This is a genomic window from Secundilactobacillus folii, assembly GCF_009720675.1.
GTDB lineage: Bacteria > Bacillota > Bacilli > Lactobacillales > Lactobacillaceae > Secundilactobacillus > Secundilactobacillus folii.
Genome location: NZ_WNJO01000012.1, coordinates 24,882 through 51,232, shown reverse-complemented (window position 1 = coordinate 51,232; position 26,351 = coordinate 24,882). Strand labels below are relative to the sequence as shown.

The 26,351-nt window shown below is 45.1% G+C and carries 27 protein-coding genes; 26 read left to right on the top strand and 1 reads right to left on the bottom strand.

The features are described from left to right. Positions 1 to 18 precede the first annotated feature (18 nt). Positions 19 to 2,373: an FtsK/SpoIIIE family DNA translocase gene (locus GM612_RS09725; protein ID WP_155432187.1), complete on the top strand. Its 2,355-nt coding sequence runs from the start codon at positions 19 to 21 to the stop codon at positions 2,371 to 2,373. 104 nt (positions 2,374 to 2,477) lie between these two features. Here the strand turns inward: GM612_RS09725 and GM612_RS09720 are convergent, their stop codons facing one another. After that, positions 2,478 to 2,597 carry a DUF4044 domain-containing protein gene (locus GM612_RS09720; protein WP_155432186.1) on the bottom strand — a complete coding sequence of 40 codons (120 nt, stop codon included), beginning with the start codon at positions 2,595 to 2,597 and terminating at the stop codon, positions 2,478 to 2,480. 120 nt (positions 2,598 to 2,717) lie between these two features. On the opposite strand from GM612_RS09720, the gene GM612_RS09715 reads away from it, so the two are divergent. The 25 genes from GM612_RS09715 to GM612_RS09595 all read left to right on the top strand — a co-directional run bounded on the left by GM612_RS09715 (position 2,718) and on the right by GM612_RS09595 (position 26,350). Then, positions 2,718 to 3,116: a DUF3397 family protein gene (locus GM612_RS09715; RefSeq protein WP_343031879.1), complete on the top strand. Its 399-nt coding sequence runs from the start codon at positions 2,718 to 2,720 to the stop codon at positions 3,114 to 3,116. A 160-nt stretch (positions 3,117 to 3,276) separates the two neighbouring features. Continuing rightward, positions 3,277 to 3,708 (top strand): division/cell wall cluster transcriptional repressor MraZ, encoded by a 432-nt coding sequence (mraZ, locus tag GM612_RS09710; RefSeq protein WP_155432184.1) that lies wholly within the window; start codon positions 3,277 to 3,279, stop codon positions 3,706 to 3,708. Positions 3,709 to 3,726: 18 nt separating this feature from the next. Next, positions 3,727 to 4,668, top strand: coding sequence for a 16S rRNA (cytosine(1402)-N(4))-methyltransferase RsmH (gene rsmH / locus GM612_RS09705; protein WP_155432183.1), 942 nt, complete (start codon positions 3,727 to 3,729; stop codon positions 4,666 to 4,668). Positions 4,669 to 4,710: 42 nt separating this feature from the next. Then, on the top strand, positions 4,711 to 5,091 hold the full coding sequence (gene ftsL, locus GM612_RS09700; protein ID WP_155432182.1) for a cell division protein FtsL: 381 nt from the start codon (positions 4,711 to 4,713) through the stop codon (positions 5,089 to 5,091). Between the two features lies 1 nt (position 5,092). Continuing rightward, complete coding sequence (locus GM612_RS09695) at positions 5,093 to 7,240, top strand: penicillin-binding transpeptidase domain-containing protein (RefSeq protein WP_155432181.1); 2,148 nt, start codon at positions 5,093 to 5,095, stop codon at positions 7,238 to 7,240. A gap of 44 nt (positions 7,241 to 7,284) precedes the next feature. After that, positions 7,285 to 8,241 (top strand): phospho-N-acetylmuramoyl-pentapeptide-transferase, encoded by a 957-nt coding sequence (gene mraY, locus GM612_RS09690; protein ID WP_155432180.1) that lies wholly within the window; start codon positions 7,285 to 7,287, stop codon positions 8,239 to 8,241. A gap of 33 nt (positions 8,242 to 8,274) precedes the next feature. Then, complete coding sequence (murD, locus tag GM612_RS09685; protein WP_155432179.1) at positions 8,275 to 9,657, top strand: UDP-N-acetylmuramoyl-L-alanine--D-glutamate ligase; 1,383 nt, start codon at positions 8,275 to 8,277, stop codon at positions 9,655 to 9,657. After that, positions 9,657 to 10,751, top strand: a complete 1,095-nt coding sequence (gene murG, locus GM612_RS09680) for an undecaprenyldiphospho-muramoylpentapeptide beta-N-acetylglucosaminyltransferase (protein ID WP_155432178.1) — start codon at positions 9,657 to 9,659, stop codon at positions 10,749 to 10,751. The genes murD and murG overlap by 1 nt, the downstream gene beginning before the upstream one ends. Positions 10,752 to 10,766: 15 nt before the next feature. Beyond that, positions 10,767 to 11,612, top strand: coding sequence for a cell division protein FtsQ/DivIB (locus GM612_RS09675; protein WP_155432177.1), 846 nt, complete (start codon positions 10,767 to 10,769; stop codon positions 11,610 to 11,612). Between the two features lie 177 nt (positions 11,613 to 11,789). After that, a complete protein-coding gene (gene ftsA / locus GM612_RS09670; protein WP_155432176.1) occupies positions 11,790 to 13,112 on the top strand; it encodes a cell division protein FtsA in 1,323 nt (440 codons plus the stop codon). Between the two features lie 24 nt (positions 13,113 to 13,136). Then, a complete protein-coding gene (gene ftsZ / locus GM612_RS09665; RefSeq protein WP_155432175.1) occupies positions 13,137 to 14,375 on the top strand; it encodes a cell division protein FtsZ in 1,239 nt (412 codons plus the stop codon). 39 nt (positions 14,376 to 14,414) lie between these two features. After that, positions 14,415 to 14,852, top strand: coding sequence for a cell division protein SepF (locus GM612_RS09660; RefSeq protein ID WP_246147703.1), 438 nt, complete (start codon positions 14,415 to 14,417; stop codon positions 14,850 to 14,852). A gap of 11 nt (positions 14,853 to 14,863) precedes the next feature. Continuing rightward, positions 14,864 to 15,151 carry a YggT family protein gene (locus GM612_RS09655; protein ID WP_155432173.1) on the top strand — a complete coding sequence of 96 codons (288 nt, stop codon included), beginning with the start codon at positions 14,864 to 14,866 and terminating at the stop codon, positions 15,149 to 15,151. A gap of 12 nt (positions 15,152 to 15,163) precedes the next feature. Next, a complete protein-coding gene (locus GM612_RS09650) occupies positions 15,164 to 15,946 on the top strand; it encodes a YlmH family RNA-binding protein (protein WP_155432172.1) in 783 nt (260 codons plus the stop codon). A 22-nt stretch (positions 15,947 to 15,968) separates the two neighbouring features. Further along, positions 15,969 to 16,682: a DivIVA domain-containing protein gene (locus GM612_RS09645; RefSeq protein WP_155432171.1), complete on the top strand. Its 714-nt coding sequence runs from the start codon at positions 15,969 to 15,971 to the stop codon at positions 16,680 to 16,682. 266 nt (positions 16,683 to 16,948) lie between these two features. Further along, positions 16,949 to 19,750, top strand: coding sequence for an isoleucine--tRNA ligase (gene ileS, locus GM612_RS09640; RefSeq protein ID WP_155432170.1), 2,802 nt, complete (start codon positions 16,949 to 16,951; stop codon positions 19,748 to 19,750). Between the two features lie 379 nt (positions 19,751 to 20,129). Further along, positions 20,130 to 20,372 (top strand): cold-shock protein, encoded by a 243-nt coding sequence (locus GM612_RS09635; RefSeq protein WP_343031882.1) that lies wholly within the window; start codon positions 20,130 to 20,132, stop codon positions 20,370 to 20,372. A 17-nt stretch (positions 20,373 to 20,389) separates the two neighbouring features. Further along, entirely contained in the window at positions 20,390 to 20,941 is a 552-nt protein-coding gene (locus GM612_RS09630; protein ID WP_155432168.1) for an NUDIX hydrolase, read from the top strand. Next, on the top strand, positions 20,942 to 21,250 hold the full coding sequence (locus GM612_RS09625; protein WP_216644516.1) for a hypothetical protein: 309 nt from the start codon (positions 20,942 to 20,944) through the stop codon (positions 21,248 to 21,250). It abuts the gene before it with no gap. 59 nt (positions 21,251 to 21,309) lie between these two features. Continuing rightward, positions 21,310 to 21,996, top strand: a complete 687-nt coding sequence (locus GM612_RS09620; RefSeq protein WP_155432167.1) for a 5'-methylthioadenosine/adenosylhomocysteine nucleosidase — start codon at positions 21,310 to 21,312, stop codon at positions 21,994 to 21,996. 21 nt (positions 21,997 to 22,017) lie between these two features. Next, positions 22,018 to 23,181, top strand: a complete 1,164-nt coding sequence (locus GM612_RS09615) for a cysteine desulfurase family protein (protein ID WP_343031878.1) — start codon at positions 22,018 to 22,020, stop codon at positions 23,179 to 23,181. Between the two features lies 1 nt (position 23,182). Next, the gene (locus GM612_RS09610; protein ID WP_155432165.1) at positions 23,183 to 23,524 is read left to right on the top strand and encodes a DUF1831 domain-containing protein; all 342 of its coding nucleotides are present in this window, start codon (positions 23,183 to 23,185) and stop codon (positions 23,522 to 23,524) included. A 110-nt stretch (positions 23,525 to 23,634) separates the two neighbouring features. Further along, the gene (gene mnmA / locus GM612_RS09605; protein WP_155432164.1) at positions 23,635 to 24,759 is read left to right on the top strand and encodes a tRNA 2-thiouridine(34) synthase MnmA; all 1,125 of its coding nucleotides are present in this window, start codon (positions 23,635 to 23,637) and stop codon (positions 24,757 to 24,759) included. Between the two features lie 175 nt (positions 24,760 to 24,934). Further along, entirely contained in the window at positions 24,935 to 25,594 is a 660-nt protein-coding gene (locus GM612_RS09600) for a histidine phosphatase family protein (RefSeq protein ID WP_155432163.1), read from the top strand. A gap of 12 nt (positions 25,595 to 25,606) precedes the next feature. Continuing rightward, on the top strand, positions 25,607 to 26,350 hold the full coding sequence (locus GM612_RS09595) for a tetratricopeptide repeat protein (RefSeq protein WP_246147701.1): 744 nt from the start codon (positions 25,607 to 25,609) through the stop codon (positions 26,348 to 26,350). The last annotated feature ends 1 nt before the right edge of the window (position 26,351 follow it).

The following is a 26,351-nucleotide window of genomic DNA, read 5'->3' as shown; positions in this document are numbered from 1 at the left end:
TAATTGGGAGTGAACATTTTGGCTCAAAAGCGAAAGACCACCCGCCGGCGTGCATCAAAAACAAAGCGTCGACGGCAAAAAAATAGTCAACGTCGGACTGCCTATACGGGTAATGTCATTGGCGCTGTTACGTTGACACTCTGTCTGCTAGCGGTCTTTAAAACAGGTTTTATTGGTATTTTAGTGGCTAATGTAATGCGCTTTTTGGTGGGGGATACATATCCAGTTTTGGGTCTGATTGGAATGGCATTCGGGTTCGCGTTACTTGTAACTGGTCGGAGTCCTAAAATTGCCCCTAAATGGATCTGGAGTGTTGTCCTGATCTACCTTGGAGGACTGCTGTGGCTGCACGTTGATTTCTTTTTATCAGACAACCAACACACAGCGTTTTTAACGTACACGTGGCAGCTGATTGGTTCAGACCTAGTCAATAATACGGTCAGTACGTCAGTTGGTGGTGGCTCTATCGGTGCACTTTTACTAGTCGTGACGCACTTTTTAGTTGGCTTTATTGGGGCTCAAGTAGTCGCTGTCTTGTTTGTGCTGGCTGGGATCATGGTGGCCTTTAACGTGTCACCGGCCCAAGTATTTCATGGCTGCCAAGTTATTGGCCAGGGGTTATGGCATGGTGTACAAAGGGTCGCTAATTTATTGGCAATGGTTGCAACCCGAATGAAACGGATGATAAGCCAGAGTCGAAAGCCAAGTCAAAAGCCGCAATCGGTTAAGCCGACGCCAACTGACAATAAAGATTTGCCTGAGCCAGTGGCTGATCAGCTTAAACCACAGTCAATTTCGAAGCCGCAGTCTGAAGAAATCCCAATCAGTGTGGCAACCCACCAAACACAATCAAACGCCTCTTCGCTTGCAGAGAAACCAGCCTCTTCTGAGTCCGCTAATGCGGATTCAGAGCCGATGATGGTGGCGACGGAAAGTGATGATCCCAATTATCAGTTGCCAGGTACGGATTTATTGACGCCAATTCCGCAAAAGGATCAGCAGGCAGATTATCAAACCATTGAAAAAAATACTAAGATCTTAAAACGGACATTGGACAGTTTCGGCGTGGATGCAGAGATCAAACACGTCAATTTGGGGCCTTCAGTGACGGAGTATGAACTGCACCCAGCGATTGGTGTGAAGGTTTCAAAGATCGTGAATTTGGCTGATGATCTGGCGCTAGCGCTGGCTGCCAAGGACATTCGAATTGAAGCCCCAATTCCAGGTAAATCTTTAATTGGGATTGAAGTTCCTAACCGCGAAATTTCTACGGTGGCCTTTCGTGACGTGAGTGAAGCAGTATCTCATGGACCAGCTCATTTACTAGAGGTGCCGCTTGGACGAGACGTCACTGGCAAAGTGATCACGATGGATCTGACCAAGATGCCCCATTTATTGATTGCTGGATCAACCGGTAGTGGTAAGTCAGTGGCTATCAATGGCATCATCACCAGTATTTTGATGAACGCTAAACCTAGTCAGGTCAAATTAATGCTGATTGATCCCAAAAAAGTGGAGCTTAGCGTTTACAACGGCATCCCGCACTTATTGACGCCGGTGGTTTCAGAACCGAAAAAAGCGGCTCGTGCACTGCATAAAGTGGTTCATGAAATGGAACAGCGCTACGATTTGTTTGCTAAAGTCGGTCAACGTAAAATTTCTGGTTATAACCAATTTGTGCAGGCTGAAAATCAGAAAACGGATAAGCCGTTGCCGACGTTACCGTACATCGTTGTGATCGTCGACGAGTTAGCCGACTTAATGATGACGGTTTCTAATGAAGTCGAAGATGCCATCATTCGGTTAGCTCAAATGGGTCGTGCAGCAGGAATCCATATGATTTTAGCAACCCAACGGCCCTCCGTTGATGTCATTACCGGACTGATCAAAGCAAATGTGCCATCACGAATGGCCTTCGCGGTTTCAAGTGGGGTTGACTCAAGGACCATTTTGGATACTAATGGTGCGGAAAAATTACTAGGACGTGGTGATATGCTGTATATGCCGGTTGATCAAAATTCGGCCATCCGTGTGCAGGGAGCCTTTATTCCAGACAAGGATGTTGAAAGGGTCACGGACTTTATTCGGAACCAACAAACTGCTGATTACGATGAACAAATGATGGTTTCCGATGAAGAAGTTTCTGAGGATACTAGTCAATCAGATGACGAATTATTCGATGACGCGTTAAATTTTGTAGTCGACCAGCAAAAAGCCAGCACTTCCTTGTTACAACGGCATTTCCGGATCGGTTACAACCGAGCTGCAAGACTGATTGATGATCTGGAGCAGGGTGGCTTTATTGGGCCGCAGGATGGCAGTAAGCCGCGACAAGTTTATAAGCAAAAAAAACCGGAAGAAAGCAATTCTTAATTCTTCAAACCTGATTTAGTTTGAGACAATAAAAAGCACTGGGAGTTATAAATTCTCAGTGCTTTTTATTATTACGGGGTTTAACCCAATATTAATGTGCTTAGTTAAAACATGCCCAGGGACGAAAGCGCACCAGCGACAAGCGATCCCAAGGTAGCAACGATCATGATCCAAACCAAAACCATAGTGATTTTTTCGAAGGTTGTCTTCTTCTTTTTTTGCATTTTACGCACCACTTTTCAATATGTTTACTTCGAATAGTTTAACGTGGACTCAAAAGAATTGCAATCTTGTTTTGAATTTTCTTGATTTAGTCAATCCATTTGGGGTAAAATTTCGGTTGTGTGTTTAGCAAAATCAAACTGCATTTAAAAGTGAAAGGGCGGACGCCATTGATTCAGGTACTTTTTCAAATATTAATTCTTATAATAGTGATGGTTGTTTTGCGAATTTTTCGTCACACGATCGCCGGCGTAAGTCAGCTCAGATTGCTGCCGGTTGATATTTCACCGTTCTTTCTGCTTTGGTTTATGTGGCAGTTATCACACACCTGGCCTGACCCCTGGTTTGCCTCCATTATTTTCATCTGGATGCTGATATCGATTGTCATCACGTTATGGTGGGGATTTTCCAAGGGTGAGTTACTCTGGAACAAATTTCTGATTTTTTATTGGCGGTTGTCAATCATTATTTTATATCTGGGTTACGCCGCCACCATTATTAGTTTGTTATTACGTGCTTAACGATTGTTTTTACTCATAATTTAACCAAATCTTTCCCCGTTCAAACACTGTTTGGACGGGTTTTTTTAAGATTTTGAAGAAATTTTTGGGGAGTTGTGGTAGAAGGTGGGGGGTTGTGGTAAACTTTAGTTAAATTAGCTGATATTAGGAGGCGATACGAATGTTCATGGGAGAGTTTGAGCATTCGATCGATACTAAGGGGCGGCTAATTATTCCAGCCAAGTTTCGTGATCAGTTGGGTGAGGAATTTGTGATTACCAGAGGTATGGACGGCTGCCTGTTTGGCTATCCAATGGACCAATGGGAGGTCATGCAAAAACGGCTTAGTGCACTACCACTAAATAAGCGGGACGCCCGAGCCTTTGTGCGTTTCTTCTACTCAGCTGCGACCACGTGTTCACTTGATAAACAGGGGCGGGTAAATCTGCCCCAGTCATTGATCAAGCATGCTGAACTGGAAAAACAATGCGTCATCGTGGGAGTTTCTGACCGTTTTGAAATTTGGAGTCAGGATCGCTGGGAGGCGTTCGCAACGAAGGCCGAAGAAAACTTTGACGACATTGCCGAGAATTTGATTGATTTTGACCTATAACCGGTAAAGGAGGATAATATGGCAGAGTTCCATCACCGAACAGTATTACTAAACGAAGCCGTTCATGCACTCAATGTACATCAAAGTGGCGCCTATGTAGACTGTACGCTTGGTGGCGGCGGTCATACCCATAGGATCTTAACCGAGTTAACGACGGGTCATTTATATTCGTTTGACCAGGATGAAACGGCCATCGAGTACAATCAGGAACAGTTAGGCACTGATATCGCTGCTGGTCGGTTGACGCTCATTCATGAAAACTTTCGTCAGTTAAAAAGTGCATTAGCAGATCAGCAAGTCAAACACGTTGATGGGATTCTTTATGATTTGGGTGTTTCTTCACCGCAATTTGACGATGCTGAAAGAGGTTTTAGTTATCGCTATGATGCGCCGCTTGACATGCGGATGGATCAAAGCGCACCACTGACAGCGAAAACGGTCGTTAATGAATGGCCTTATCAGGAATTAGTTCGCATCTTCTATCGGTACGGAGAGGAGAAGTTCGCTAAGTCGATTGCAAGGCGAATTGAAACTCACCGAGAAAAGACGCCGATCAACACTACTGGAGAGCTGGTAGACGTGATCAAAGAAGCAATTCCGGCTGCGGCAAGGCGACATGGCGGTCACCCTGCTAAGAAGGTTTTTCAGGCCATTCGTATCGCGGTCAACGACGAATTATCAGCTCTTGAATCATCATTGGAACAAGCCTTCACGCTGTTAAATCCAGGGGGTCGGATATGCGTGATCACCTTCCAATCTTTGGAGGATCGACTGGTTAAAACCATGTTTAAAGAACACAGTAGCCTACCAGAGCTGCCACCTGGCTTGCCAGTAGTTCCAGACAATTTACAACCAGATTTTAAACTCGTAACGCGGAAACCGATTTTACCCGCTGACGATGAACTTGAGGAAAATCACCGTGCGCACAGTGCCAAATTACGAGTCATTGAGCGAAAATGAGAAATGATGTTTCAAAACTAAGGGATAGGATGATGATGATGTATGGCTCAAAATAATTTAGCAACTCAAATTCAACCGCAATCGCTTCCGGAACAACCGACAGTTCCATTACATAGAAAAGCAGCGCAAGTCGTGACCGTTCCAAAGAAGCTGACACTTTCTAAATTTGAGAAATGTTTACTCGTTACCGGTACTTTGATTGTTGTCGTAATGATGCTTTCTGTTGTGTCGATGAAGATCGGTGTTTCATCGGCTCAGCAGCAGCTTCAAGATGTAAGCAACAAAATCACTAGTTTTCAAAGCAAGAATACTAATGATCGCCAAACCATCAACGAACTACTGAATCGTTCGCGCTTAGAAAAAATTGCAAAACAAAACGGTATGACGCTATCAAACAGTAAAATAAGGAACGTGAATAAATAAAATGAAACAATCACCCAAACGAACGGTGACTAGCCAACAAGTCCGACACAATCAACGGGTCCTCGGAAGATCACTGTTGATGTTATTTACCATCGGTCTTTTGCTATTCATTGGTCGTTTTTCTTATATTGCAATTGGCAAAAATATTCAACACGTTAATTTGAGTGCGCAGGCCAAGAAACTATACACGGCCAATCAGACCTTAAAAGCACAACGTGGGACGATTTATGATGCCTCCAATCAACCGATTGCCGAAGATACGAGTACCTATTCGGTTTACGCTGTGCTGGATAAAAGTCAGCGGAGTATTGCAGGTAAACCGTTGTATGTCACTAATAAATACAATACAGCCAAAGTCCTCGCTAAAAACCTGCCAATTAGTTTCAAAAAAGCGATGGCTTATTTGACACCAAGTTCAAAAAAAACCTTTCAGGTTGAATTTGGTGCTGCTGGACAAAACATTTCCTTAACAACTAAGAAAAAAATTGAAGCCTCACACGTCACGGGCTTGACGTTTGTTCAGCAACAGGCTCGTTTATATCCGAACGGCGTGTTTGCCTCCCATTTAATTGGTAACGTGACCTCGACTTCTAAGGGCCAGCTTGTTGGTACCATGGGTATCGAGGGTGCCTATAACGATTTGCTGAAGGGCACTGACGGTTTTAAAAAAGTTAGTCGGGACAATAACGGTTATCAGATACCGGGAACTCAGCAGAAAGCTAAGAAGGCTAAAAATGGTGACAACGTTTATACAACGCTCGATAGTCGTTTGCAAACCTTACTTGAAACGCAGATGTCATCGCTGCAAAGTAAGACCCATTCAAAGTCCCTAAACGCCGTGTTAATGAACGCTAAAACTGGTGCCATCGTGGCGGCAACGCAGCGACCGACTTTTAATCCCCAGACTGGCAATGGCATTAATTCGGTTTGGCGTGATACGTTACTGCAAGACGCTTATGAGCCTGGTTCGACCATGAAAGTCTTTACAATGGCTGCTTCAATTAACAGTGGTCATTATAATGGTAATGCGACTTATCAATCTGGCCGTTATGAAATCGGTGGCCGGGTGGTACCCGACTGGAATCCTGGCGGCTGGGGGACGATTACTTACAACAAGGGTTTTGCACTGTCTAGTAACGTGGCTATGGCCCATCTGGAACAGCAAATGGGCGCTAAAACCTGGGAAAAATATATTAAGAGATTTAAATTTTTGTCGTCGACACACTTCGGTCTACCAGGTGAACAGACGGGCAGTATCGCCTTCAATCAAACAATTGAGCAGGCTAATACCGCTTTTGGTCAAGGGATTCAGGTTACCGCTATGCAGATGATGCAGGCTTTATCTGCCATTGGAAATAATGGTAAAATGTTAAAGCCGTATTTGATTCGAAAAGTGGTTGATCCGCAAACTGGAAAGGTCATTAAATCAAACGGTAAAAAAGTCATCGGTCAGCCGGTTTCTGCCTCCACGGCAAAAGCGGTTCGACGCCATATGGAAGATGTCGTTTATAAAAAGTACGGTATCGGTGGCGACTACAAAATGAAGGGGATTCGAATTGCTGCTAAGACCGGGACAGCACAAGTCGCTGATGGTAAAGCAGGCTATCTATCAGGTGATGATAGTTATCTTTACTCGGTGGCTGGAATGGCGCCAGCAAGTAATCCTAAATACATTATGTACATTACGATGAAACAGCCCACGCTTCCGGGAACTGAAACAGCGACACAATTAATGGCTGATGTCTTTAAGCCCGTTATGCGCCGAGCGCTTCAAGAAGATACAGCTAGTGGGTCTGGCACGAATTCTGACAAAATGTTATCCTATGTGAATCGGTCAGTTTCTGGCGCTAAAAGTGACCTTAAAGCGAAGGGCTATCAGGTCACCACAATTGGTGTTGGCAATCGGGTTCTTAAGCAGTCACCCCTATCAGGTCAGGTCGTCATGAGCAAGCAACGGGTCATCTTGATTACTAGTGGAGCTCAAAAGATGCCAGATTTAACAGGCTGGTCATCAAGTGACGTGCTCAGACTGGGTAAGATGTTAGGCTTGACGGTTGATACTAAGGGTAACGGTTATGTGACTAAGCAAAGTATCGCGGCTGGCAAACAATTCAGTGATTCTGATCAGCTAACGGTTACTTTAAAATAGCACTGCCGTTTCAAGTATAAAAACGAGGTATAGAGGAGAAAGTCATGAGTTCAGTTGTATCATTCATCGTTAGTTTTTTGATCACAGCGGCGTTTATGCCAGCGTTGATCCGCTATTTCCGGGCTAAACACGAGGGCCAAATGATTCGTGAAGAAGGGCCTTCGTGGCACGAAAAGAAATCTGGTACCCCAACAATGGGTGGCTTAATGTTCATTATTGCCATCATCATTGCAACGATCATTTCTGGGTTAGCCTTTAAAGTCATGAAACCAGTTACCTGGATCCTGCTATTTATCTTGATCTTATACGGATTATTAGGGATGTGGGACGATTCAATTAAGCTGTTTCGTCGTCAAAATGAAGGCTTAAAGGCCTGGCAAAAGCTACTTGGCCAGATTGTCGGCGCTGTGGTTTTCTTTGCGGTGTATTTGCATGAAGGGCTACCTTTACTCTTGAAGATTCCTGGACTGCCACCACTGAATCTGGGCTTTGGATATTTGATTTTCATTATGTTTTGGCTGGTTGGTTTTTCCAATGCGGTTAATCTTACTGACGGTCTAGATGGTTTAGTTGCGGGGGTCGGTTCAATTTCGTTCATCACTTACGGCGTGATTGCGCTGCATCAGCATCAAAATGATGTGGCACTCTTTTGCTTTGCCGTAGTTGGCGGACTACTGGCGTTCTTGATATATAACCATAAACCGGCTAAAATTTTTATGGGCGATATGGGCTCACTGGCTTTGGGCGGTGCGCTAGCCGCCGTTTCCATTTTGGTTCACCACGAAGTGTCACTTTTATGGATCGGCCTGATTTACGTGGTGGAAACAGCCAGCGTCATTTTACAGGTGCTTTCTTTTAAATTGACAGGTAAACGAATCTTTTTGATGTCACCGATCCATCACCATTTTGAAATGAAGGGTTGGAGCGAGTGGCGAATTGATCTCACATTCTGGGGCATCAGTGCTATTACGGCAATTACCGGCCTTTGGGTCATGTGGTAATTAAAATTAAAATTAATAGGTGGCGGACAAGATATGAAAAATATCAGGACGTATGAAGGTAAGCGCGTGATTGTGGTTGGTTTGGCTAAAAGCGGGCTAAATGCGGCACGGTTATTAAAACAATTGGGTGCAAAAGTTACGGTGAGTGACCAACAACCACTCGAAAAAAATAGCGAAGCGCAAGAATTGCAGGCTGAGGGCGGTTACACGATCTTGACTGGTGAACAAAAACCGGAACAGTTGGAAGCGGGCTTTGATCTGATGGTCAAAAATCCGGGAATCCCCTACGATGTGCCGTTGATCAAGGCGGCTGTTGATGCTCACATGCCGATTCTTTCAGAAATTGAATTAGCCAGTGAAATTGCTGAAGCGGAGTTGATTGCCGTGACTGGCTCAAACGGCAAGACCACCACAACGACCATGATTACTAAGATGTTGAATCAGGAACGTCAGGCCGGAAAAAGTGCTTACGCCGGCAACATTGGTGTACCGGCTTCAAAAGTCGCCCAGGAACTGACCGCTGACGACACAATGGTGATGGAAGTTTCCAGTTTCATGTTACTTGGCACCACCTCTTTTCACCCCCATATTGCGGTGCTAACAAACATTTTCGCCAATCACTTGGACTATCATAAAACGCGGGAAAACTACGTTCGCGCGAAGATGCGGATCACCCAGAATCAAACGGCTGAAGACTATTTTGTTGTCAACTTTGATTCGGATGAACTGGTAGGCTTGAGTAAGCAAAGCAGTGCGCAAGTTGTGCCATTTTCGCGTCTTGGCAAATCACACGCCGGTGCCTACGAGTTAGATGGTACACTTTACTATCAAGATGATGCGATTATGCAGGCTGACGAAGTCAAAGTGCCTGGCGACCATAACGTTGAAAACGCCTTAGCAGCGATTGCGGTGGCTAAAATTGAGGGTCGATCTAACGCCGCAATCAAGCATGTTTTGACCACTTTTAGCGGTGTTCGCCACCGAACTCAGTACGTGCTCACCAGTGAAGGGCGGCAATTCTATAACGATTCCAAAGCCACTGATATTGAAGCTACAGAAATGGCATTGAAGGGTTTTAAACAACCGGTTGTCCTTTTAGCGGGAGGCCTCGATCGTGGCTATACGTTTGAAAGGTTAACACCCTTTTTCAAAGATCACGTAAAAGCAATCGTCCTTTTTGGTGAAACGAAACAGTTATTGGCCGACGCAGCTAAAAAAGCGGGGGTCAAGCACATTGAATTTACCGAAAATGCTGAGACCGGGGTGCCAACGGCTTACGCCTTAAGTGATCCAGGTGATGTGATTTTGTTATCACCTGCCAATGCCAGTTGGGATCAGTACCCCAACTTTGAAGTTCGTGGCGACCGTTATATCAAAGCAGTTGAAAAGTTGACCGGTAAAAAGGAGGAGCTCTAATGCGATTAATGGTTTCCGGCGGCGGTACGGGTGGCCATATTTATCCCGCCCTTGCGGTCATCAACGAATTAAAACGACAGGATCCAAATGCGGAAGTGCTCTACGTCGGTTCTCACCGTGGCATTGAAAGTTCCATCGTGCCAAAGTTAGGAATTCCCTTTAAAGCAATGACGATTCAGGGGTTCAAGCGTTCACTTTCGTTGGAAAACTTTAAGACGATCTACCTGTTTTTAAAGAGTGTGCATCAGTCTAAACAACTGGTTCGGTCGTTTAAACCAGACGTGGTCCTGGGAACTGGCGGTTACGTGTCAGGAGCGGTTCTTTACGCAGCTGCCAGGTTACACGTACCAACAGTTATTCACGAACAAAACAGCGTGGTTGGAATGACCAATAAATTTCTCAGCCGTTACGTAGATAAAATTGCCATTAATTTTGAAGCTGCTAGATCGCAATTTCCAGCGTCAAAAGTCGTGATGACAGGTAATCCCCGAGCCCAGGAAGTGGCCAATATCACGAGCCATTTTAGTTTGACTTCGTTAAAACTCAAAGACGATGTCCCAACGATCATGGTTGTTGGTGGCAGTCAAGGAGCACTAAAGCTAAATCAGGTGATGGTTGAAGCACTGCCGACGTTAGCGACAAAACCATATCAGGTTATTTTTGTTACTGGCCCGAAGCGCTACGATGATGTGATGGCTAAAGTTGCTGCTGTGAAAGAGGCAGATAATATCTCGATTCAGGCCTACATCAATAATATGCCAGAAGTGTTACCAAAAATTGCGGGCGTCGTTGGCCGTTCGGGAGCCACAACACTCGCAGAGCTAACGGCTTTAGGCGTTCCGTCAATCTTGATTCCTAGTCCGTACGTCACTGCGGATCACCAGACCAAAAACGCGATGAGTTTGGTCAATGCTAACGCTGCTTTGATGATCAAGGAAGCTGATTTAACAAGCGAATCCCTGGTCGCTAAAATGGATGAATTGATGACTGATGATCATCGGCGAGCTGCCATGGCGGCGGCTGCTAAAAAGTTGGGTAAACCGCATGCTGCTACGGAAATGCTGAGCGTTTTACAAGGGGTTAGTCGTAAGTAATTAGGAGTGTGCAAGATGAGCTTTAAAATCAATCGTGACAAATCCAATCGTCACGTTGCCATCACACCTTGGGAAAAGTATCAAAAAGAAGAACAGGAACGCGCTTCCAAAAAGACCGGCCGGGTTCATCGAATCGGTGCAAAGCTCCCAAGGCTGAAACAGCAAAAACACCGGCGTCTTGCACAGCGCATGGGTCTGTTGATCAGCATCTTTTTGGTGTTACTGATTATTTCAGGTTATTTTATTTCACCCTTGAGTCATATTGGGCGGGTGCAGGTACTTGGTAATCATGAATTATCGAAATCTAAAGTCCTTGCTATCAGTGGTATTCGGACTGGTGATTCGGTATATTCGGTAATTGGAAAAGAGCAGAAACTGGCTAAAGTGGCTAAGCAGAATAATCCACGGGTCAAGCAAATCAGCTTTTCGGTCTCGCACTTCAATCGTTTGACCGTTCGGCTCAAAGAATATCAAACAGCTGGCTTCGTCCCCGCTAACGGCTATTATCGGGTCGCATTGACTAGTGGTGTCATCTCGAAGGAACGCCAAAAGCAACCTTCTGGCAGCTATCCAGTTTACGATCGGTTTAAGAAACCCGACGTGCTTTCGCAAATGATCAAGCAGTATGCTAAGCTACCCCAAAAGATTCAGTCGGGGATCTCTGAGATTCAATTTTCACCAACCCAAGCTGATCCGAACCGCGTTCATTTATATATGAATGATGGCAATGAGGTGTACGCCTCCAGCTTGACCTTTGCTAGTAAAATGGCCTATTACCCAAGTATTGCCGCCAAAATGTCGCACAAAGGAATCGTCAATTTAGAGGTCGGTGCCTACTCATATTCGTTTGGCGGTAAGTAGCGACCATGTAAATCCAGAGTTGGTTTCTAAAAATTAAGTAAAATGCTTTCAATTGCGTACTCTCGGGGTAATATTGCCTTTTTTAAAGGGGCGTAGTTGTGGTAAACTGGAAAGTAAATCAAGACTTTATTTTCACGGGAACGCATTAAATCGAATTCAGAGGAGGCTCCTACAATTATGGATACTTCAGGCATGTATGTAGGACTTGATATCGGGACTACCTCAATTAAAGTCATTGTGGCAGAATATTTGGAAGGCCAGCTGAATGTGCTGGGCGTCGGTAACGAACGTTCAGCTGGTTTGAGCCGTGGTGTGATTGTCGATATTGACAAAGCCAGTGAAGCAATCAAGCGCGCGGTTAAGACGGCCGAAGAAAAGGCCAGCATTCAGATCCACGATGTGATTGTCGGCATCTCGGCGAATATGTTAAAAATCGAACCGGTAACTGGGATGATTGCCATTGGTGATCAGGCCCGAGAAATTACTGATCAAGACGTGCAGGATGTGGCTTCAGCTGCCATTATTCAAAACTTGCCGCCGGAACGGGAGATCATTAACCTGATCCCCGATGAGTTTATCGTTGATGGCTTTGATGGCATCAAAGATCCCCGGTCAATGGTTGGGGTTCGATTAGAAATGAATGGTATGCTTTTTACCGGGCCAAAGACAATCGTACATAATACCAAAAAAGCGGTTGAGCAGGCAGGTTTGAACGCACAGCTAGCAGTTGTGAGTCCAATCGCCCAAGGATTAAGCATTTTAAGTGATGGGGAGCAAGATTTTGGTACGGTATTACTCGATCTTGGTGGTGGTCAGACGACTGCAGCTGTCATTCATGACCACCGACTGAAATACGCTGAAGTAGATCCTGAGGGCGGTGATTACATCACCAAAGATATTTCGGTAGTGTTAAATACTTCATTTGAAAATGCTGAAAAATTGAAACGGAACTACGGTTTTGCGGATTCTTCCCGCGCTTCAGAGGATAATCAGTTCCCAGTTGACGTGGTTGGGCAGAGTCGACCAACCGACATTTCAGAAAAGTACCTAGCAGAGATTATTGAAGCCCGGTTACAGCAGATTTTTGATAAACTAAAGACTCAGTTGTCTGCAACCGGTGCGTTGTCACTTCCGGGAGGTATCGTTTTGACGGGTGGTGTGGCGGCCCTACCAGGAATCACCGATCTGGTTCAAGATTCATTTGATGTACCAGTGCGGGTCTCGATTCCTGACCAGATGGGATTACGGCATCCATCGTTTACCCAGGCGCTGTCACTGGTTAGCTACCGGGGCAAAATGAGCGAAGTTGATCTGTTAGTCCAATCCGCTTTAGCCGGCAGTAGTCAGTTGGCCTCACAGGTTCAACAACGCCCGCAAGAGCAAGAGCCAAACGTTGCCGTTGATGATACGTCAAGAACTAAGTCAACTCAAACTAGAACTAAACAACCGAAGAAACGTGGACAGGGCATCAGGAAATTCTTTAGCGATTTCTTTGATTGACCTGATTAGTGGAGGGAATATAAAATGGAATTTTCGTTGGATTCAACACAAAACCGAGGCGCTAACATTAAGGTAATTGGTGTTGGTGGTGGCGGTGGCAATGCCGTTAACCGAATGATCACAGAAGACGTTAAGGGCGTTGAATTTATTGTTGCAAACACTGACGTTCAAGCGCTTGAATCGTCAAAGGCTGAAACTAAGATTCAGTTAGGACCTAAGCTCACCCGTGGATTGGGTGCTGGATCTAATCCGGAGATTGGTTCAAAAGCCGCTCAGGAAAGTGAAGATCAGATTAGCGAGGCTTTGTCGGGTGCTGACATGGTTTTCGTCACTGCCGGCATGGGCGGTGGTACTGGGAACGGTGCTGCACCTATCGTCGCTAAACTTGCTAAAGAGCAGGGGGCTTTGACGGTTGGTGTTGTTACCCGGCCCTTCACTTTTGAAGGTCCCAAACGTGCTCGTTTTGCCGCTGAAGGTGTGGCTGCAATGAAGGAGAACGTTGATACGTTGATCGTCATTGCTAATAACCGTCTGTTAGAGATCGTGGATAAGAAGACGCCAATGATGGAGGCCTTTCAAGAGGCTGATAACGTCCTTCGTCAAGGGGTTCAAGGAATCTCCGACCTGATCACTAGTCCCGGTTACGTTAACTTGGACTTTGCTGATGTGAAGACGGTGATGCAAGATCAAGGTTCTGCTTTGATGGGTGTGGGGTCCGCTAACGGCGAGAACCGGACTGAAGATGCCACTAAAAAGGCGATTTCATCGCCACTATTGGAAGTTTCGATTGATGGCGCCGAACAAGTTCTCTTGAACATTACCGGTGGCCCAGACTTGTCACTCTTTGAAGCTCAAGCGGCTTCTGAGATCGTGTCCGAAGCAGCAACCAGTGACGTTAACATTATTTTTGGGACTTCAATTGATGAAAATCTTGGTGACGAAGTTCGAGTTACGGTTATTGCGACTGGAATTGACCAGAAGAAGCGGGAAAATTCCCGTTCCCACCGTCATTTAGCTGGCGATTCGACACCGGTCAATGATTCACGACGGCAAAATGATGCCAACCGATTGGACAGCTTCAACGCTGCTCAAAGCGGTCAACCTGATTCAACCGCCTCTCGTCGGCCAGCGTCCAGTGAATTTGATGGTGTTTCCAAACCTGATTTCAGCGTCTTCAACAACGATGACGATGATAGTCAGGCCGATGATGATAGTGGGCTTGATACGCCGCCGTTCTTCAAACACCGTCGTAAAAATAACTAAACACTCTGTGCGACCTGAAAGTGATTGAAAGGAGCGTTAATGATGGCAAAATTCAGTATGAGTCATTTCTTTGGTGTAGACGATGATTATGAAAATGATGCTCAGACTCCTGATGAGACGCAGCCGGCAACAAACCAATCGACGGCTCTTAACCGGCGGTCGCAACACGATGACAATAAAGTTGTGTCACTAAACGCTCCGCGAGCAACCGTCAATAAAATTGCGCTGTTTGAACCGCGAATCTATGCGGATGTCCAAGACGTTGCCAGCCAGTTGTTGAACCAGCAAGCGGTGATCGTTAACTTTGCTCGGATCGATGATGCAACTGCCCGGCGGATCGTTGACTTCTTGACCGGAACAGTTTTTGCCATTGATGGTGATATCGAACGAATCGGTGATGCCATTTTTCTTTGCACGCCAAAGAACTTTGAAATTACTGGTGACCTCTCAGCTAGTCTGGGTGAAAAGCTTAAATAAGGAGTGAGACTTTGGTCACTGTTATTAGTTTTGTGTTTTGGCTGCTTGATCGGGCCATCGAATTGTACATCATGGCGATTTTTGTATACGCCTTGATGAGTTGGTTCCCAGGCGCATATCAGACCAAAGTTGGTCGGTTTTTAGGTGCAATTGTGGAGCCGTTTCAGCGCTGGTTTAATTTTGCCACAATTGGCATGATTGGCTTTGCACCGTTGGTCGCTGTCTTCGTTCTGGGGATTATCCGGGGCGGGCTGTCTTATTTAGAGCAAATTATTTTTCACCTTATGGGCGTAATGTAGGAGGAGTTGACTTTGGCTGATCGAGTCGCGCAGCATTTTCGAGCTGAAGAAGCACCATTTATTGAAAGTGCCACGGGTTGGATCCAACAGGCCAGTGATGAATATCGGCCTATCTTGACCCACTTTTTGAATCCTAGGCAACAGTATATCCTGTCGACGTTAGTCAACCGTGATTCTGAACTTAAATTGGCGTTTAATGGCGGTTATGAGACCGCTGAAATGAAACGGGCAATGATTTTTCCGGATTACATTGATCAAAAAGAACTTGATTTTGAATTGACTCTGTTTGAAATTGATTACCCAACTAAATTTACCGAACTGGAACATGGTTCGATCATGGGAACTGTATTAGGAGCCGGTGTTGATAGGGATGTGCTGGGTGACATCATTACGGATGGTTCGCGATGGCAATTTTACATTACTGCGGACATGAGCCGATATATTGCTACTCAGATTGACCATGTAGGGCGCATCAAAGTTCGCTTGATTCAGATGGACTTAGACGCCCACATTGAGCCCTTGAATGCTTGGGAAGAAGAGAGTACCACGTTGTCATCGACCCGGTTAGACAACGTGGTGGCGACTGGCTTTCACCTGTCGCGGCACCACGCTAAGGAATTGATTGAAGCTGGGAAGATCCAGTTAAATTGGAATGACTTTGGCCGACCCGACTACCAACTTGAACATCAAGATGTGATCTCAGTTCGTGGCTTTGGTCGTGTCAGACTAACAAGTGTCAACGGCGTAACTAAAAAAGATAAATTAAGGGTTACGTTGGCGGTTTTGCATAAATAATTGCAATTGGGAGGAACGAGCTATGGTACTTAGCCCACTAGATATTCACAATAAAGAATTTTCGACGAAATTACGTGGTTATAATGTTGATGAAGTTAATGATTTTTTAGAAAAAATTATTAAGGACTATCAGATCACCCTTGATCAAAATAAGTCTCTAAGTGACCAGTTGAAGGCTGCACAAGAGAAATTGAAGTACTTCAATGACTTGAAGGATTCGTTGAACCAGTCAATCATTGTTGCTCAAGAAGCAGCTGACAAAGTTCGGACCAATTCGCAAAAGGAAGCCGACATTATCACTCAAGAAGCGCAAAAGCAAGCTGATGATACGGTTAGCGAAGCGTCAGATAAGGCCAATCAGCTGCTTTCGGAAGCAGCAAAAAAGGCTCAAAATTTAGCTGTTGAAACTGACGATTTGAAGAAGAATACCCGTGTCTTCCGTCAGCGGCTTCAAGTGATGCTTGAAAGTCAATTGGAAGAGATTAAGAGCGATAATTGGACGACCCTGTTGAAGGACACGGGTGATTCAACTTACGATGAGATTCAATCCTTTATCGATCAGAATAAACTTGACAATCAGAATGATAATGGCGTAAACTCAGACTCAGATTCACAAGCAGATGACTCGGCAGAATCATCAGGAAAGATTTATGATGCTGATCAACCTGTTGATCCGAATCACGATCAGCAGACTGAAACGGTTGTGATCTTTCCGGATGATGAGTCTGATAAGTAATCTGCAGATACATTAAAGCGCATGGAGAATAGAAAGTTTAACAACACGTTTAAGAGAGCCGGTAGAATGGTGCAAAACTGGTAACCACTATTGTTATACAGATCATCTCCTAGCTGTCTGATCGATACTGTAGGTCAGTCCGGATCGGCTCCGTTAAAGGCTAAGATAAGAATTATTTTTAACAAAAATTGGGTGGTACCACGAAGACTTCGTCCCTGGGATGAGGCCTTTTTTTGTACCATTCAATTACTTAAGGAGGGACCCTAATGCGGGTGAAAGACACACTGAACTTGGGAAAGACTAAGTTCAAGATGCGCGGCAATTTACCAGTCAAAGAAGTTGACCGGCAAAAAGCTTGGGCAGACAATCATGTATACCAGTTACGACAAAAATTAAATGAAGGTAAACCGACGTTTATCTTACATGATGGGCCGCCATATGCGAATGGTGATATTCATATGGGTCACGCCTTAAACAAGATTTCAAAAGATTTCATTACCCGTTATAAATCAATGAACGGTTTTCGGGCACCCTACGTTCCTGGTTGGGACACCCATGGCCTCCCAATTGAACAAAAGTTAACGCAACAGGGTTACGATCGTAAAAAGATGTCAACTATTGAGTTTCGGAAGCTTTGCCGTCAGTATGCTTTGGAACAAGTTGACCGTCAACGTGAAGAGTTTAAACGCCTTGGTGTAGCTGGTGACTGGGACGATCCATACCTAACATTGAAGCCGGAATTTGAAGCACAAGAAGTTCGTGTTTTTGGTGCATTTGCAAAACGTGGCCTAATTTTTAAAGGAAAGAAACCCGTCTTTTGGTCATGGTCTTCTGAGTCAGCTTTAGCTGAAGCAGAAGTTGAATACCATGATGTCACTTCCCCTTCTGCATTTTACGGTGAACAAGTTGTTGATGGGAAGGGTGTTCTTGAAAACGGTACTACATACATGGTGGTTTGGACAACGACGCCATGGACCATTCCAGCTTCTGAAGGAATTACGATCGACGCCGGTTTCGATTACTCAGTGGTTCAGCCTAAGGGTGACGACAAGAAGTACGTTATCGCAACCGAATTAGTTGCTGACTGTGCAGAAAAGTTTGGCTGGGAAGACGTTCAAACGCTGAAAACAGTGAAGGGTCAAGAACTTGACCGCGTTTTGACGCAGCACCCGTTTTATCCTGACCGTAAAATGGTCACCATGCTCGGTGACTTTGTGACTACTGAAGCTGGGACTGGTTTAGTTCACACGGCGCCTGGCTTCGGGGAAGATGACTTCTACGTTGGTCAAAAGTATGACTTACCCGTTAACGTCCCCGTTGATGATAAAGGATACATGACCAGTGAAGCGGGACCTGATTTTGAAGGGGTCTTTTACGACGATGCCAATCAAATCTCACTCGATAAACTTAAAGCGGCCGGTTTGTTATTGGACTACATGCCATACAAGCACAGTTACCCATTTGACTGGCGGACCAAGAAACCCGTTATCTTCCGAGCAACACCACAGTGGTTTGCTTCGGTGGATAAGATGCGAGATGAAATTCTAGCGGCTATTGATGACGTTAAATTCTACCCAGATTGGGGCAAAAAGCGACTCCACAACATGATTCGTGACCGTGGCGACTGGGTCATTTCACGGCAACGTGTCTGGGGCGTTCCGCTACCAATTTTCTATGGTGAAGATGGGGAAGCCATTATCACCCCTGAAACAATTGAAAACGTAGCTCAGTTATTTGCTAAGTACGGCTCGGACGTCTGGTTCGAACGTGATGCCAAAGATCTGTTACCAGAAGGCTTCACTTCACCGCATTCACCAAACGGCAAGTTCACTAAGGAAACGGATATCATGGATGTCTGGTTTGATTCTGGTTCGTCTCATCAAGGCGTACTAGTTGAACGGCCAGAGTTGGAATATCCGGCTGACATGTACCTCGAAGGTTCTGACCAATACCGTGGCTGGTTCAATTCAAGTCTGATTACCAGTGTTGCAGTGTCTGGCCACGCACCGTACAAGTCTGTGCTGTCACAAGGCTTTACCCTTGATGGCGAGGGCCACAAGATGAGTAAGTCTTTGGGCAACACTATCGCTCCCGCAGAGGTTATTAAGAAAATGGGAGCTGAGATCGTTCGTCTATGGGTTGCTTCAGTTGACAGTAGCGCTGATGTTCGGGTCTCCATGGATGCATTTGCTAAAACTTCAGATGCTTACAAGAAGATTCGAAACACGATGCGTTATATGCTGGCCAACACCACGGACTTTGATCCGAAGACCGACGCCGTACCAGTTGATGAATTAGCTTCGGCTGACAAATACATGCTAGCGATGTTCAATCAGTTTGTGACCAGCGTTAAGAACCATTACGACAACTACGACTTCTTGGACATTTATAAGGAATTGATGAACTTCGTCATTTCCGACCTGTCAGCGTTCTACCTTGATTTTGCCAAGGATATTTTGTACATCGACGCTCAAAACAGCCAGACTCGTCGTTCAATGCAGACGGTGTTATACGACGTAGCTGTCGGCTTGACCAAACTGTTAACGCCAATCCTGCCGCACACTACCGAGGAAATTTGGCCGTTCTTAAAGGAACCTGAAGATTATGCCCAATTAGCTGAAATGCCAGAAGTTAAGCATTTTGATGGTGAAGAACAGTTAACTGCTAACTGGGATGACTTCATGAAAGTTCGTTCAGATGTGCTGAAGTCCCTTGAAGAAGCTCGGGATCAGAAGTTGATTGGCAAGGCTTCCGAAGCTAAGTTGGGTCTTTATCTTGATGCTAAGAACACGCAGTTGCTGGCTGATTTAGATACTGACGTTCGTCAAATTCTGATGGTTTCAGGGTTGACGACCGGCAGTCTGGACGATGCTCCAGAGACTGCCGAAAATTACAATGACGGTGTTGCAGTGACCGTAGCTAAAGCAGATGGTGAGGTTTGCGCCCGTTGCCGGATGACTCGTGAAACGGTAGGTGACGACCCTGACTATCCACACTTCTGTGCTCGCTGTGCAGGTATTGTTAAGGCTGAATATCCGCAGACTGCAGGCGTCCCATTTGATGATTAAACCTGATTTTAAATCTTGAAAAAAAGCGTTTTTCTTTACAGCTTTAATGATTTCAACAAATAGTGAGACTGTGAAAAGCACGTTTTAACTTAAAAGTCTCTCGATGGCGGTGATTCCCTGAGGTTTGGGAAATCACCGCTTTGTCGCGCAAAAACGGCATTTGATTCATGATGAAAGCGCTAGTTAGAAGGTCATTATCTGCTGGCCATAAATAGGTAATTTCTTAATTATTGTCCAGCTTTATACAGCCTCCTTGATTTGCATGGGTGAGGTAGTTTAAAATGAAAAGCGAGTAATTGAAATTTGAGGTACTAGATTTCTGGTGTGCCGATTTCTTGGAATCAATATCTCGGTGTCTATGAATGGAGTGAGCTGAATGATCAAAGGTACTGTCGAACGGTATAACGCGCAAAACGGTTTTGGATTTATTAAAAGCGAGGCCGGTGAAGAAGTCTTTGTTCATTATTCGGGAATCGAAATGGGCGGTTTTAAAAAACTCACTCCAGGACAAACCGTGGAATTTGTCATTGTGGAAGGGCAAAAGGGACCTCAAGCAGCCCGGGTTCATGTCATTGATACCCAAAACGGAGCAACCAAAGTATCAGGACAACCACAAGATTAGTTGCAAAGGATGATTAGATGGATCTTGAAGAACATGTGATTGATCATAAACCAATTTATGATGGTGCGATTATCAATGTTGAACGGCAGACGGTAACTTTGCCAAACGGTGACACCGCCTATCGAGAAGTTGTGCATCACTCGGGCGCCGTAGCAGTGATGGCGGTGACCGATGAGCAAAAAATGATTTTGGTTCGTCAGTGGCGAGCACCGATTGGTAAAACAACGCTAGAAATTCCCGCTGGCAAGTTGGATTCGCGAGATGGTGATCAACCAGAGCACGCAGCAATTCGTGAATTGAATGAAGAAATTCGCCTGCACCCGCTGCATTTGCAAAGAGTCGCTGGTTTCTATTCGTCAGTTGGCTTTTCTGATGAATACATGACTTTATACGTTGTAACCGGACTCCAGCCAGTCGAGTCTGAACTGCCCCGTGACAAAGGCGAAAATCTTGGTATTCAAGCTTATTCCCTGGCGGACCTCAAACAAATGGTTGCAAACGGTGAGATTGAAGATGCCAAGACCGTCATGGCAGTCTGGCAGCTTGAAATTATGCAGTTGAAAAAGTAGGTGGCAATAATCGCAACTCAAAATAATCAACGTCAAACTGATGATGATCAGCAATCGTTAAGTAGAAGTGCTTACAGAGCGCAGAAGCGAAAAGAACAGGCGGCTTTTGAGCAGCGCGATCGTGAACGTTTGAAGGCCGAAACCCGGTATGCAAGACAACATACTAATCCTCAGTATGATCCTAGTGAAGAAGAGGCATTAGTTTCGCAAAAGGTCAACCGGCTTAAACGACGGCTAAACTGGGCGATTTTGGGTCTTTCATTAGCCATCGTCGCGACTTTTTTAGTGCTTTTTTTCGTGGAATTTTAAGCTTAACAGTGGTCGATCAATAGCAATTTGATAGAATTTGATAAAGTGAGGAAAACGATATGAAGTATGGTATCCTATGTGCCATGGATGAAGAAATAGAAACACTGAAAAAAGCGTTAACCAATGAAAACGTGGTCGATATTTCCGGTGTTTCATTTTATGAAGGGACGATCAGCGATCAAGACGTGGTACTCGTTCGTTCAGGAATCGGAAAAGTTCAGGCAGGTTTAACAACGGCGTTATTGATCACACAATTTAAAGTTGACGTGGTGATCAATTCTGGATCAGCTGGCGGCATAGGGCAGGGCTTGCACGTTGGCGATATTGTTTTGTCAACCCAAACTGCTTACCATGATGTTGATGCGCGGGCATTTGATTATGAATACGGTCAATTACCAGGCCAGCCGGCCCGTTTTGATGCCGATAAAAAGTGGGTTCAACGGCTTGAGAAAGCTGCTGAATCGACCGGCTTAACCGTTAAAACTGGTTTGATCGTTTCCGGTGATCAATTTATTGCAAGTAAAGATGCCATTGACGATATTCTTAAACATTTTCCAGATGCACTTTCCAGTGAAATGGAAGGCGCAGCTGTGGGTCAGGTTGCCCATCAGTTTAAGACACCTTACGTGGTCGTTCGGGCAATGTCTGACGTGGGTGATGAAAATGCCGGTGTCAGTTTTGATGATTTCATCATTGAGGCTGGTAAACGGTCTGCCCGAATGTTACTGGCACTGTTTGCAGTTTAAAGGTTTAAAGGGGTTTTGATCGTGAAAGAAATTTATTTAGATAACGCAGCAACAACACCGATTTCAAAAGAAGTTTTGTCTGAAATGACGGATAAATTACAAAATGTCTATGGGAATGCTTCGACCCTCTATGGGCTTGGACGCCAAGCACATACGGTTCTAGAAAATAGCCGCCATATTATTGCCCAAAGCATTAACGCTGATGACGATGAGATTATTTTTACCAGTGGCGGTACTGAGAGTGATAATACGGCAGTCATGCAAACTGCCTTGGCTCGTCAAGATTTAGGTAAACACATCATCACGACGGCCATCGAACATGAAGCAATCTTAAAACCGCTGCATTTTCTCGAGCAACACGGTTTTGACATCACTTACTTACCAGTTGATGAAAACGGTCAGATCAGTATGGACGATTTAAAAGCGGCACTTCGAGATGATACGATTTTGGTGACGATCATGACTGGAAATAATGAAGTTGGCAGTCATATGCCAATTCATGAGATTGGCGAGTTGCTGAAGGATCATCAAGCGTGGTTCCATACGGATGCCGTTCAGGCCTATGGTTTGTTAGATATTGACGTTCAGCGCGACCATATTGACATGCTATCGACTTCGGCTCACAAGATCAACGGGCCAAAAATGGTTGGTTTTTTGTACCGGCGTACCGGTATTAATTTTCCAAGCTTTGTTAAGGGTGGCGATCAGGAGGAAAAACGCCGGGCTGGGACTGAAAACATCCCTGGAATTGCTGGCATGGCCGCGGCCGTAAAGACGATCACATCGACGGAAAAAGCACACCGTCAGGAAAAATACCTGGGCTTTAAGCACCAGATCGTTGACGGTCTGAAGGCTGCCGGTGTCGATTTTGAAATCAACGGCTCATTAGATCCTAATAACTTGCAACACGTCTTTAATATCTGGATCAAGGGAATCTCGACTTACGTGATGCAGACAAATCTAGATTTGGCTGGCATCGCTGTTTCAGGTGGTTCGGCTTGCACCGCGGGTTCACTAGAACCGTCTCACGTACTGACCGCAATGTATGGCGAAGACAGTCCCCGGATCTCCGAATCAATTCGAATCAGTTTCGGGCGTTACACCACTTCTGATGATATTCAGTCGCTGGTTGATAATATTTCAAAAATCGTGTCGCGTTTGAAGGCACGCAGTGAGGTGAAGTAGCATGGCTTTTGATAGAACATCAAAGTTACTCGGGGATGACCAGTCATACACGATCAGTGAGGGAATCAAGAAGTTTTCCCTGCGTGACGTGGGCTTTATCGAGTCAAAAAACGGTAATTTTACCCTTAAACGTTCGCTAGATCCAACGTCGCCATACAATGCAACGGTGGAACTAAAAGTGATGGTTAATGCCGACCTTTCCGGATTCAAACTTTCAGCTGTTGCGGGGAAGGGTATGCGCGAAGTTAATATTTTCAAGATGGATCGAAAAGACGCTTTTTTAGAACAGTTTCACTACATTATGGAAAACTTAGCTGAGCGAGACATCATTGTACCAGCATAGACTAAACGCTTGCATTTGTTGAATGAGGCATGTAATATTGCTATTACTGGATTATTGCGACCTTCAACTCGTAGATTCTCCAGAATCTGTTATGAAGTGATGGTGATTTTATGCAAGACAACAGCCAAACACGTGTGGTTGTCGGCATGAGTGGTGGGGTTGACTCGTCGGTTGTCGCCCTGCGTCTTAAGCAGCAGGGTTATGACGTTGTTGGTGTGTTCATGAAGAACTGGGATGACACTGACGAAAACGGCGTCTGCACCGCTACTGAAGACTATAAGGACGTGGCTAAAGTTGCTGCTAAAATTGGGATTCCTTACTATTCAGTAAACTTCGAAAAGGAGTACTGGGATCGTGTATTTACCTATTTTCTCGATGAGTACAAGAAGGGCCGGACACCTAATCCTGATGTGATCTGTAATAAGGAAATCAAATTTAAGGCGTTTCTCGACTACGCTTTGGATCTCGGTGCTGACTACATCGCGACGGGGCATTATGCACAGTTGAACCGTGACGCTGAGGGCCATATGCACCTGATGCGTTCGGTTGATACAAATAAGGATCAGACTTACTTTTTAAGTCAGCTTTCGACTGAACAGCTGGACCGGGTTATGTTTCCAATTGGCGACATTACCAAGCCAGAGGTTCGTCGAATTGCTGAAGAGGCTGGTCTAGCAACTGCTCACAAGAAGGATTCCGTTGGGATCTGCTTCATTGGTGAGAAGAATTTCAAGGAATTTCTCGGTCATTATTTACCCGCTACCCCCGGTAAAATGATGACTGTCGATGGTGAGGTCAAGGGCGAGCACGCCGGTTTAATGTACTATACGATTGGCCAACGTCGTGGACTTGGCATCGGTGGCGACGGTGAGAATAACGAGCCGTGGTTCGTGATTGGCAAGGATTTGAAGAAGAATATTTTGTACGTTGGCAAGGGCTATCATAATGAGCACTTGTACGCAACGCACTTGGACGCTTCTGATATCCACTGGGTCAATGACATCGATCGCGGTCAGGACTTCCGGGCAACAGCGAAGTTTCGTTACCGTCAAGTTGATACCGGTGTGACGGTTCATCTTTCCGATGATCGCCAAAAGGTAACCGTTGAATTTGACGCGCCAGTCCGTGCAATTACGCCGGGTCAAGCCGTTGTTTTCTACGACGGTCAGGAGTGCCTAGGCAGCGCCATCATAGACGCCGCTTATAGTAAGTCTCGTCAACTGCAATACGTTTAAATTTAACCTTCAGAAACCGACTTGGGTCCGTGATGGATCGAAGTTGGTTTTTTATTTGCCAAATTCCGTTTAAACGTTGACAGCGCTGTTTCTTAGCTTGGAATTTGATGGTCAACCTGTCATAATAGAAATTAGTCAGTATTTTAAAGAATACCGTTAATGAGAGGGAAACAAATTGAAACTATTTTTTTTGAGACACGGCAAAACTGAGTGGAATTTAGAATCCCGTTATCAAGGTGCTGGTGGTGACTCGCCACTGCTTCCCGAAAGCTATGAGGAGATCAAACAGGCGGCTAGTTATTTAAAACAGTTTAAATTCGCCCATATTTATGCCAGTCCAATTAAACGCGCTCGCGAGACGGCCCGCAACGTGCGCAAAAATTTACCGGGGAAACCGGCCATCAGCTTGCTGAGTCGGTTGGAAGAATTTCACCTTGGCAAAATGGAAGGCATGCTGTTCAAAGAAGCAGCTGAGAAATTTCCACAGGAATTCGATGCATTTCGCAATCGACCGGCCGAATATCAGCCAGTTGAAATTGGTGGCGAAAGTTTTCAGCAGTTGATCGACCGGATGACACCTGCGATTCAAGTAATCGTTCATGCTCACCCCGGCGATCAGCAAAACGTTTTGGTTGTTAGTCATGGGGCCGCTTTGAACGCAGAAATTAATGCGTTGCTTGGGACCTCGCTGGCGCATCTTCGCGACCGCGGCGGTTTAAGTAATACGTCAACCACAATTTTAGAGACTAAGGATGGTGGTCAAAGCTTTCAACTGGTGGTTTGGAATAAAACTGACTACTTGAAGCGGAAACTTGACCCTACAGACACCATTTAATGAGGTGACGACATGACAGAGATGGATAAACAACTTGGTTCTGCTGCTGCCAATGATAGTCAAAAAGCAGCCCAAATAAACGCTAATAAAGCCAAACAAGAAGCTAACAAAAAGAAGTCCGAAAAACTGCTGCATAAGCTCGTCCAGGCTGTTGATGCGCATCCCGATGATTACCATACCTATTATGATTTAGGTGCACTCTTGGTTGAACTTAAGTCTTATTCCCAGGCTGAAGAACTGATGATGAAGGCGTTAGGACTGTTTGCCGATAAAAGTCAGGATGCCAAAGATACTTTGACTTATGGTTTGGGTAATGTTTACTATGCGGCCGGTGAGTATCAAAAAGCGATTGAACAGTTTAATCAGGTTAAGGACTCTCAATTAAAAAGTGATGCTTATTTGATGCTGTCTCAAAGCTATATGGGAAATAATGACCATAAAACGGCGTTAGTTTTTGCCCTCACGGCGGCTCAAAATCATCAGCAAGATCCACAGGTCAACCAGTTGATTGCCGATAATTTACTGGCTGTCGGAAGTTTTCAAGAAGCTGCCAAGTACTACGATAAGGTGCTTAAAAGCGATCCGAAAAATGGCCAGGCCGAGTTTGACCGGGGAATTGCCGCAGTTGTTTTAGGTGATGATGCCAGTGAGTATTTTAAGGCTGCTAAGCAATTGGATCCGCAGTACTACGAAAAGGGTCAGTCGCGTTTGGCTGGTATTCAAACCCTGTTAACGAAGAAAAAAGGCCAGCAATAAT

What these genes read in the sequence shown, in the direction of transcription:
- GM612_RS09675 (WP_155432177.1), top strand. Translation starts at nt 10,767, where the DNA reads ATGAGCTTTAAAATCAATCGTGACAAATCCAATCGTCACGTTGCCATC.
- GM612_RS09595 (WP_246147701.1), top strand. Translation starts at nt 25,607, where the DNA reads ATGACAGAGATGGATAAACAACTTGGTTCTGCTGCTGCCAATGATAGT.
- GM612_RS09660 (WP_246147703.1), top strand. Translation starts at nt 14,415, where the DNA reads ATGATGGCAAAATTCAGTATGAGTCATTTCTTTGGTGTAGACGATGAT.
- mraZ (WP_155432184.1), top strand. Translation starts at nt 3,277, where the DNA reads ATGTTCATGGGAGAGTTTGAGCATTCGATCGATACTAAGGGGCGGCTA.
- ftsA (WP_155432176.1), top strand. Translation starts at nt 11,790, where the DNA reads ATGGATACTTCAGGCATGTATGTAGGACTTGATATCGGGACTACCTCA.
- GM612_RS09610 (WP_155432165.1), top strand. Translation starts at nt 23,183, where the DNA reads ATGGCTTTTGATAGAACATCAAAGTTACTCGGGGATGACCAGTCATAC.
- ftsL (WP_155432182.1), top strand. Translation starts at nt 4,711, where the DNA reads ATGGCTCAAAATAATTTAGCAACTCAAATTCAACCGCAATCGCTTCCG.
- murG (WP_155432178.1), top strand. Translation starts at nt 9,657, where the DNA reads ATGCGATTAATGGTTTCCGGCGGCGGTACGGGTGGCCATATTTATCCC.
- ileS (WP_155432170.1), top strand. Translation starts at nt 16,949, where the DNA reads ATGCGGGTGAAAGACACACTGAACTTGGGAAAGACTAAGTTCAAGATG.
- murD (WP_155432179.1), top strand. Translation starts at nt 8,275, where the DNA reads ATGAAAAATATCAGGACGTATGAAGGTAAGCGCGTGATTGTGGTTGGT.
- GM612_RS09695 (WP_155432181.1), top strand. Translation starts at nt 5,093, where the DNA reads ATGAAACAATCACCCAAACGAACGGTGACTAGCCAACAAGTCCGACAC.
- rsmH (WP_155432183.1), top strand. Translation starts at nt 3,727, where the DNA reads ATGGCAGAGTTCCATCACCGAACAGTATTACTAAACGAAGCCGTTCAT.
- mraY (WP_155432180.1), top strand. Translation starts at nt 7,285, where the DNA reads ATGAGTTCAGTTGTATCATTCATCGTTAGTTTTTTGATCACAGCGGCG.
- GM612_RS09720 (WP_155432186.1), bottom strand. Translation starts at nt 2,597, where the DNA reads ATGCAAAAAAAGAAGAAGACAACCTTCGAAAAAATCACTATGGTTTTG.
- ftsZ (WP_155432175.1), top strand. Translation starts at nt 13,137, where the DNA reads ATGGAATTTTCGTTGGATTCAACACAAAACCGAGGCGCTAACATTAAG.
- GM612_RS09645 (WP_155432171.1), top strand. Translation starts at nt 15,969, where the DNA reads ATGGTACTTAGCCCACTAGATATTCACAATAAAGAATTTTCGACGAAA.
- GM612_RS09630 (WP_155432168.1), top strand. Translation starts at nt 20,390, where the DNA reads ATGGATCTTGAAGAACATGTGATTGATCATAAACCAATTTATGATGGT.
- mnmA (WP_155432164.1), top strand. Translation starts at nt 23,635, where the DNA reads ATGCAAGACAACAGCCAAACACGTGTGGTTGTCGGCATGAGTGGTGGG.
- GM612_RS09620 (WP_155432167.1), top strand. Translation starts at nt 21,310, where the DNA reads ATGAAGTATGGTATCCTATGTGCCATGGATGAAGAAATAGAAACACTG.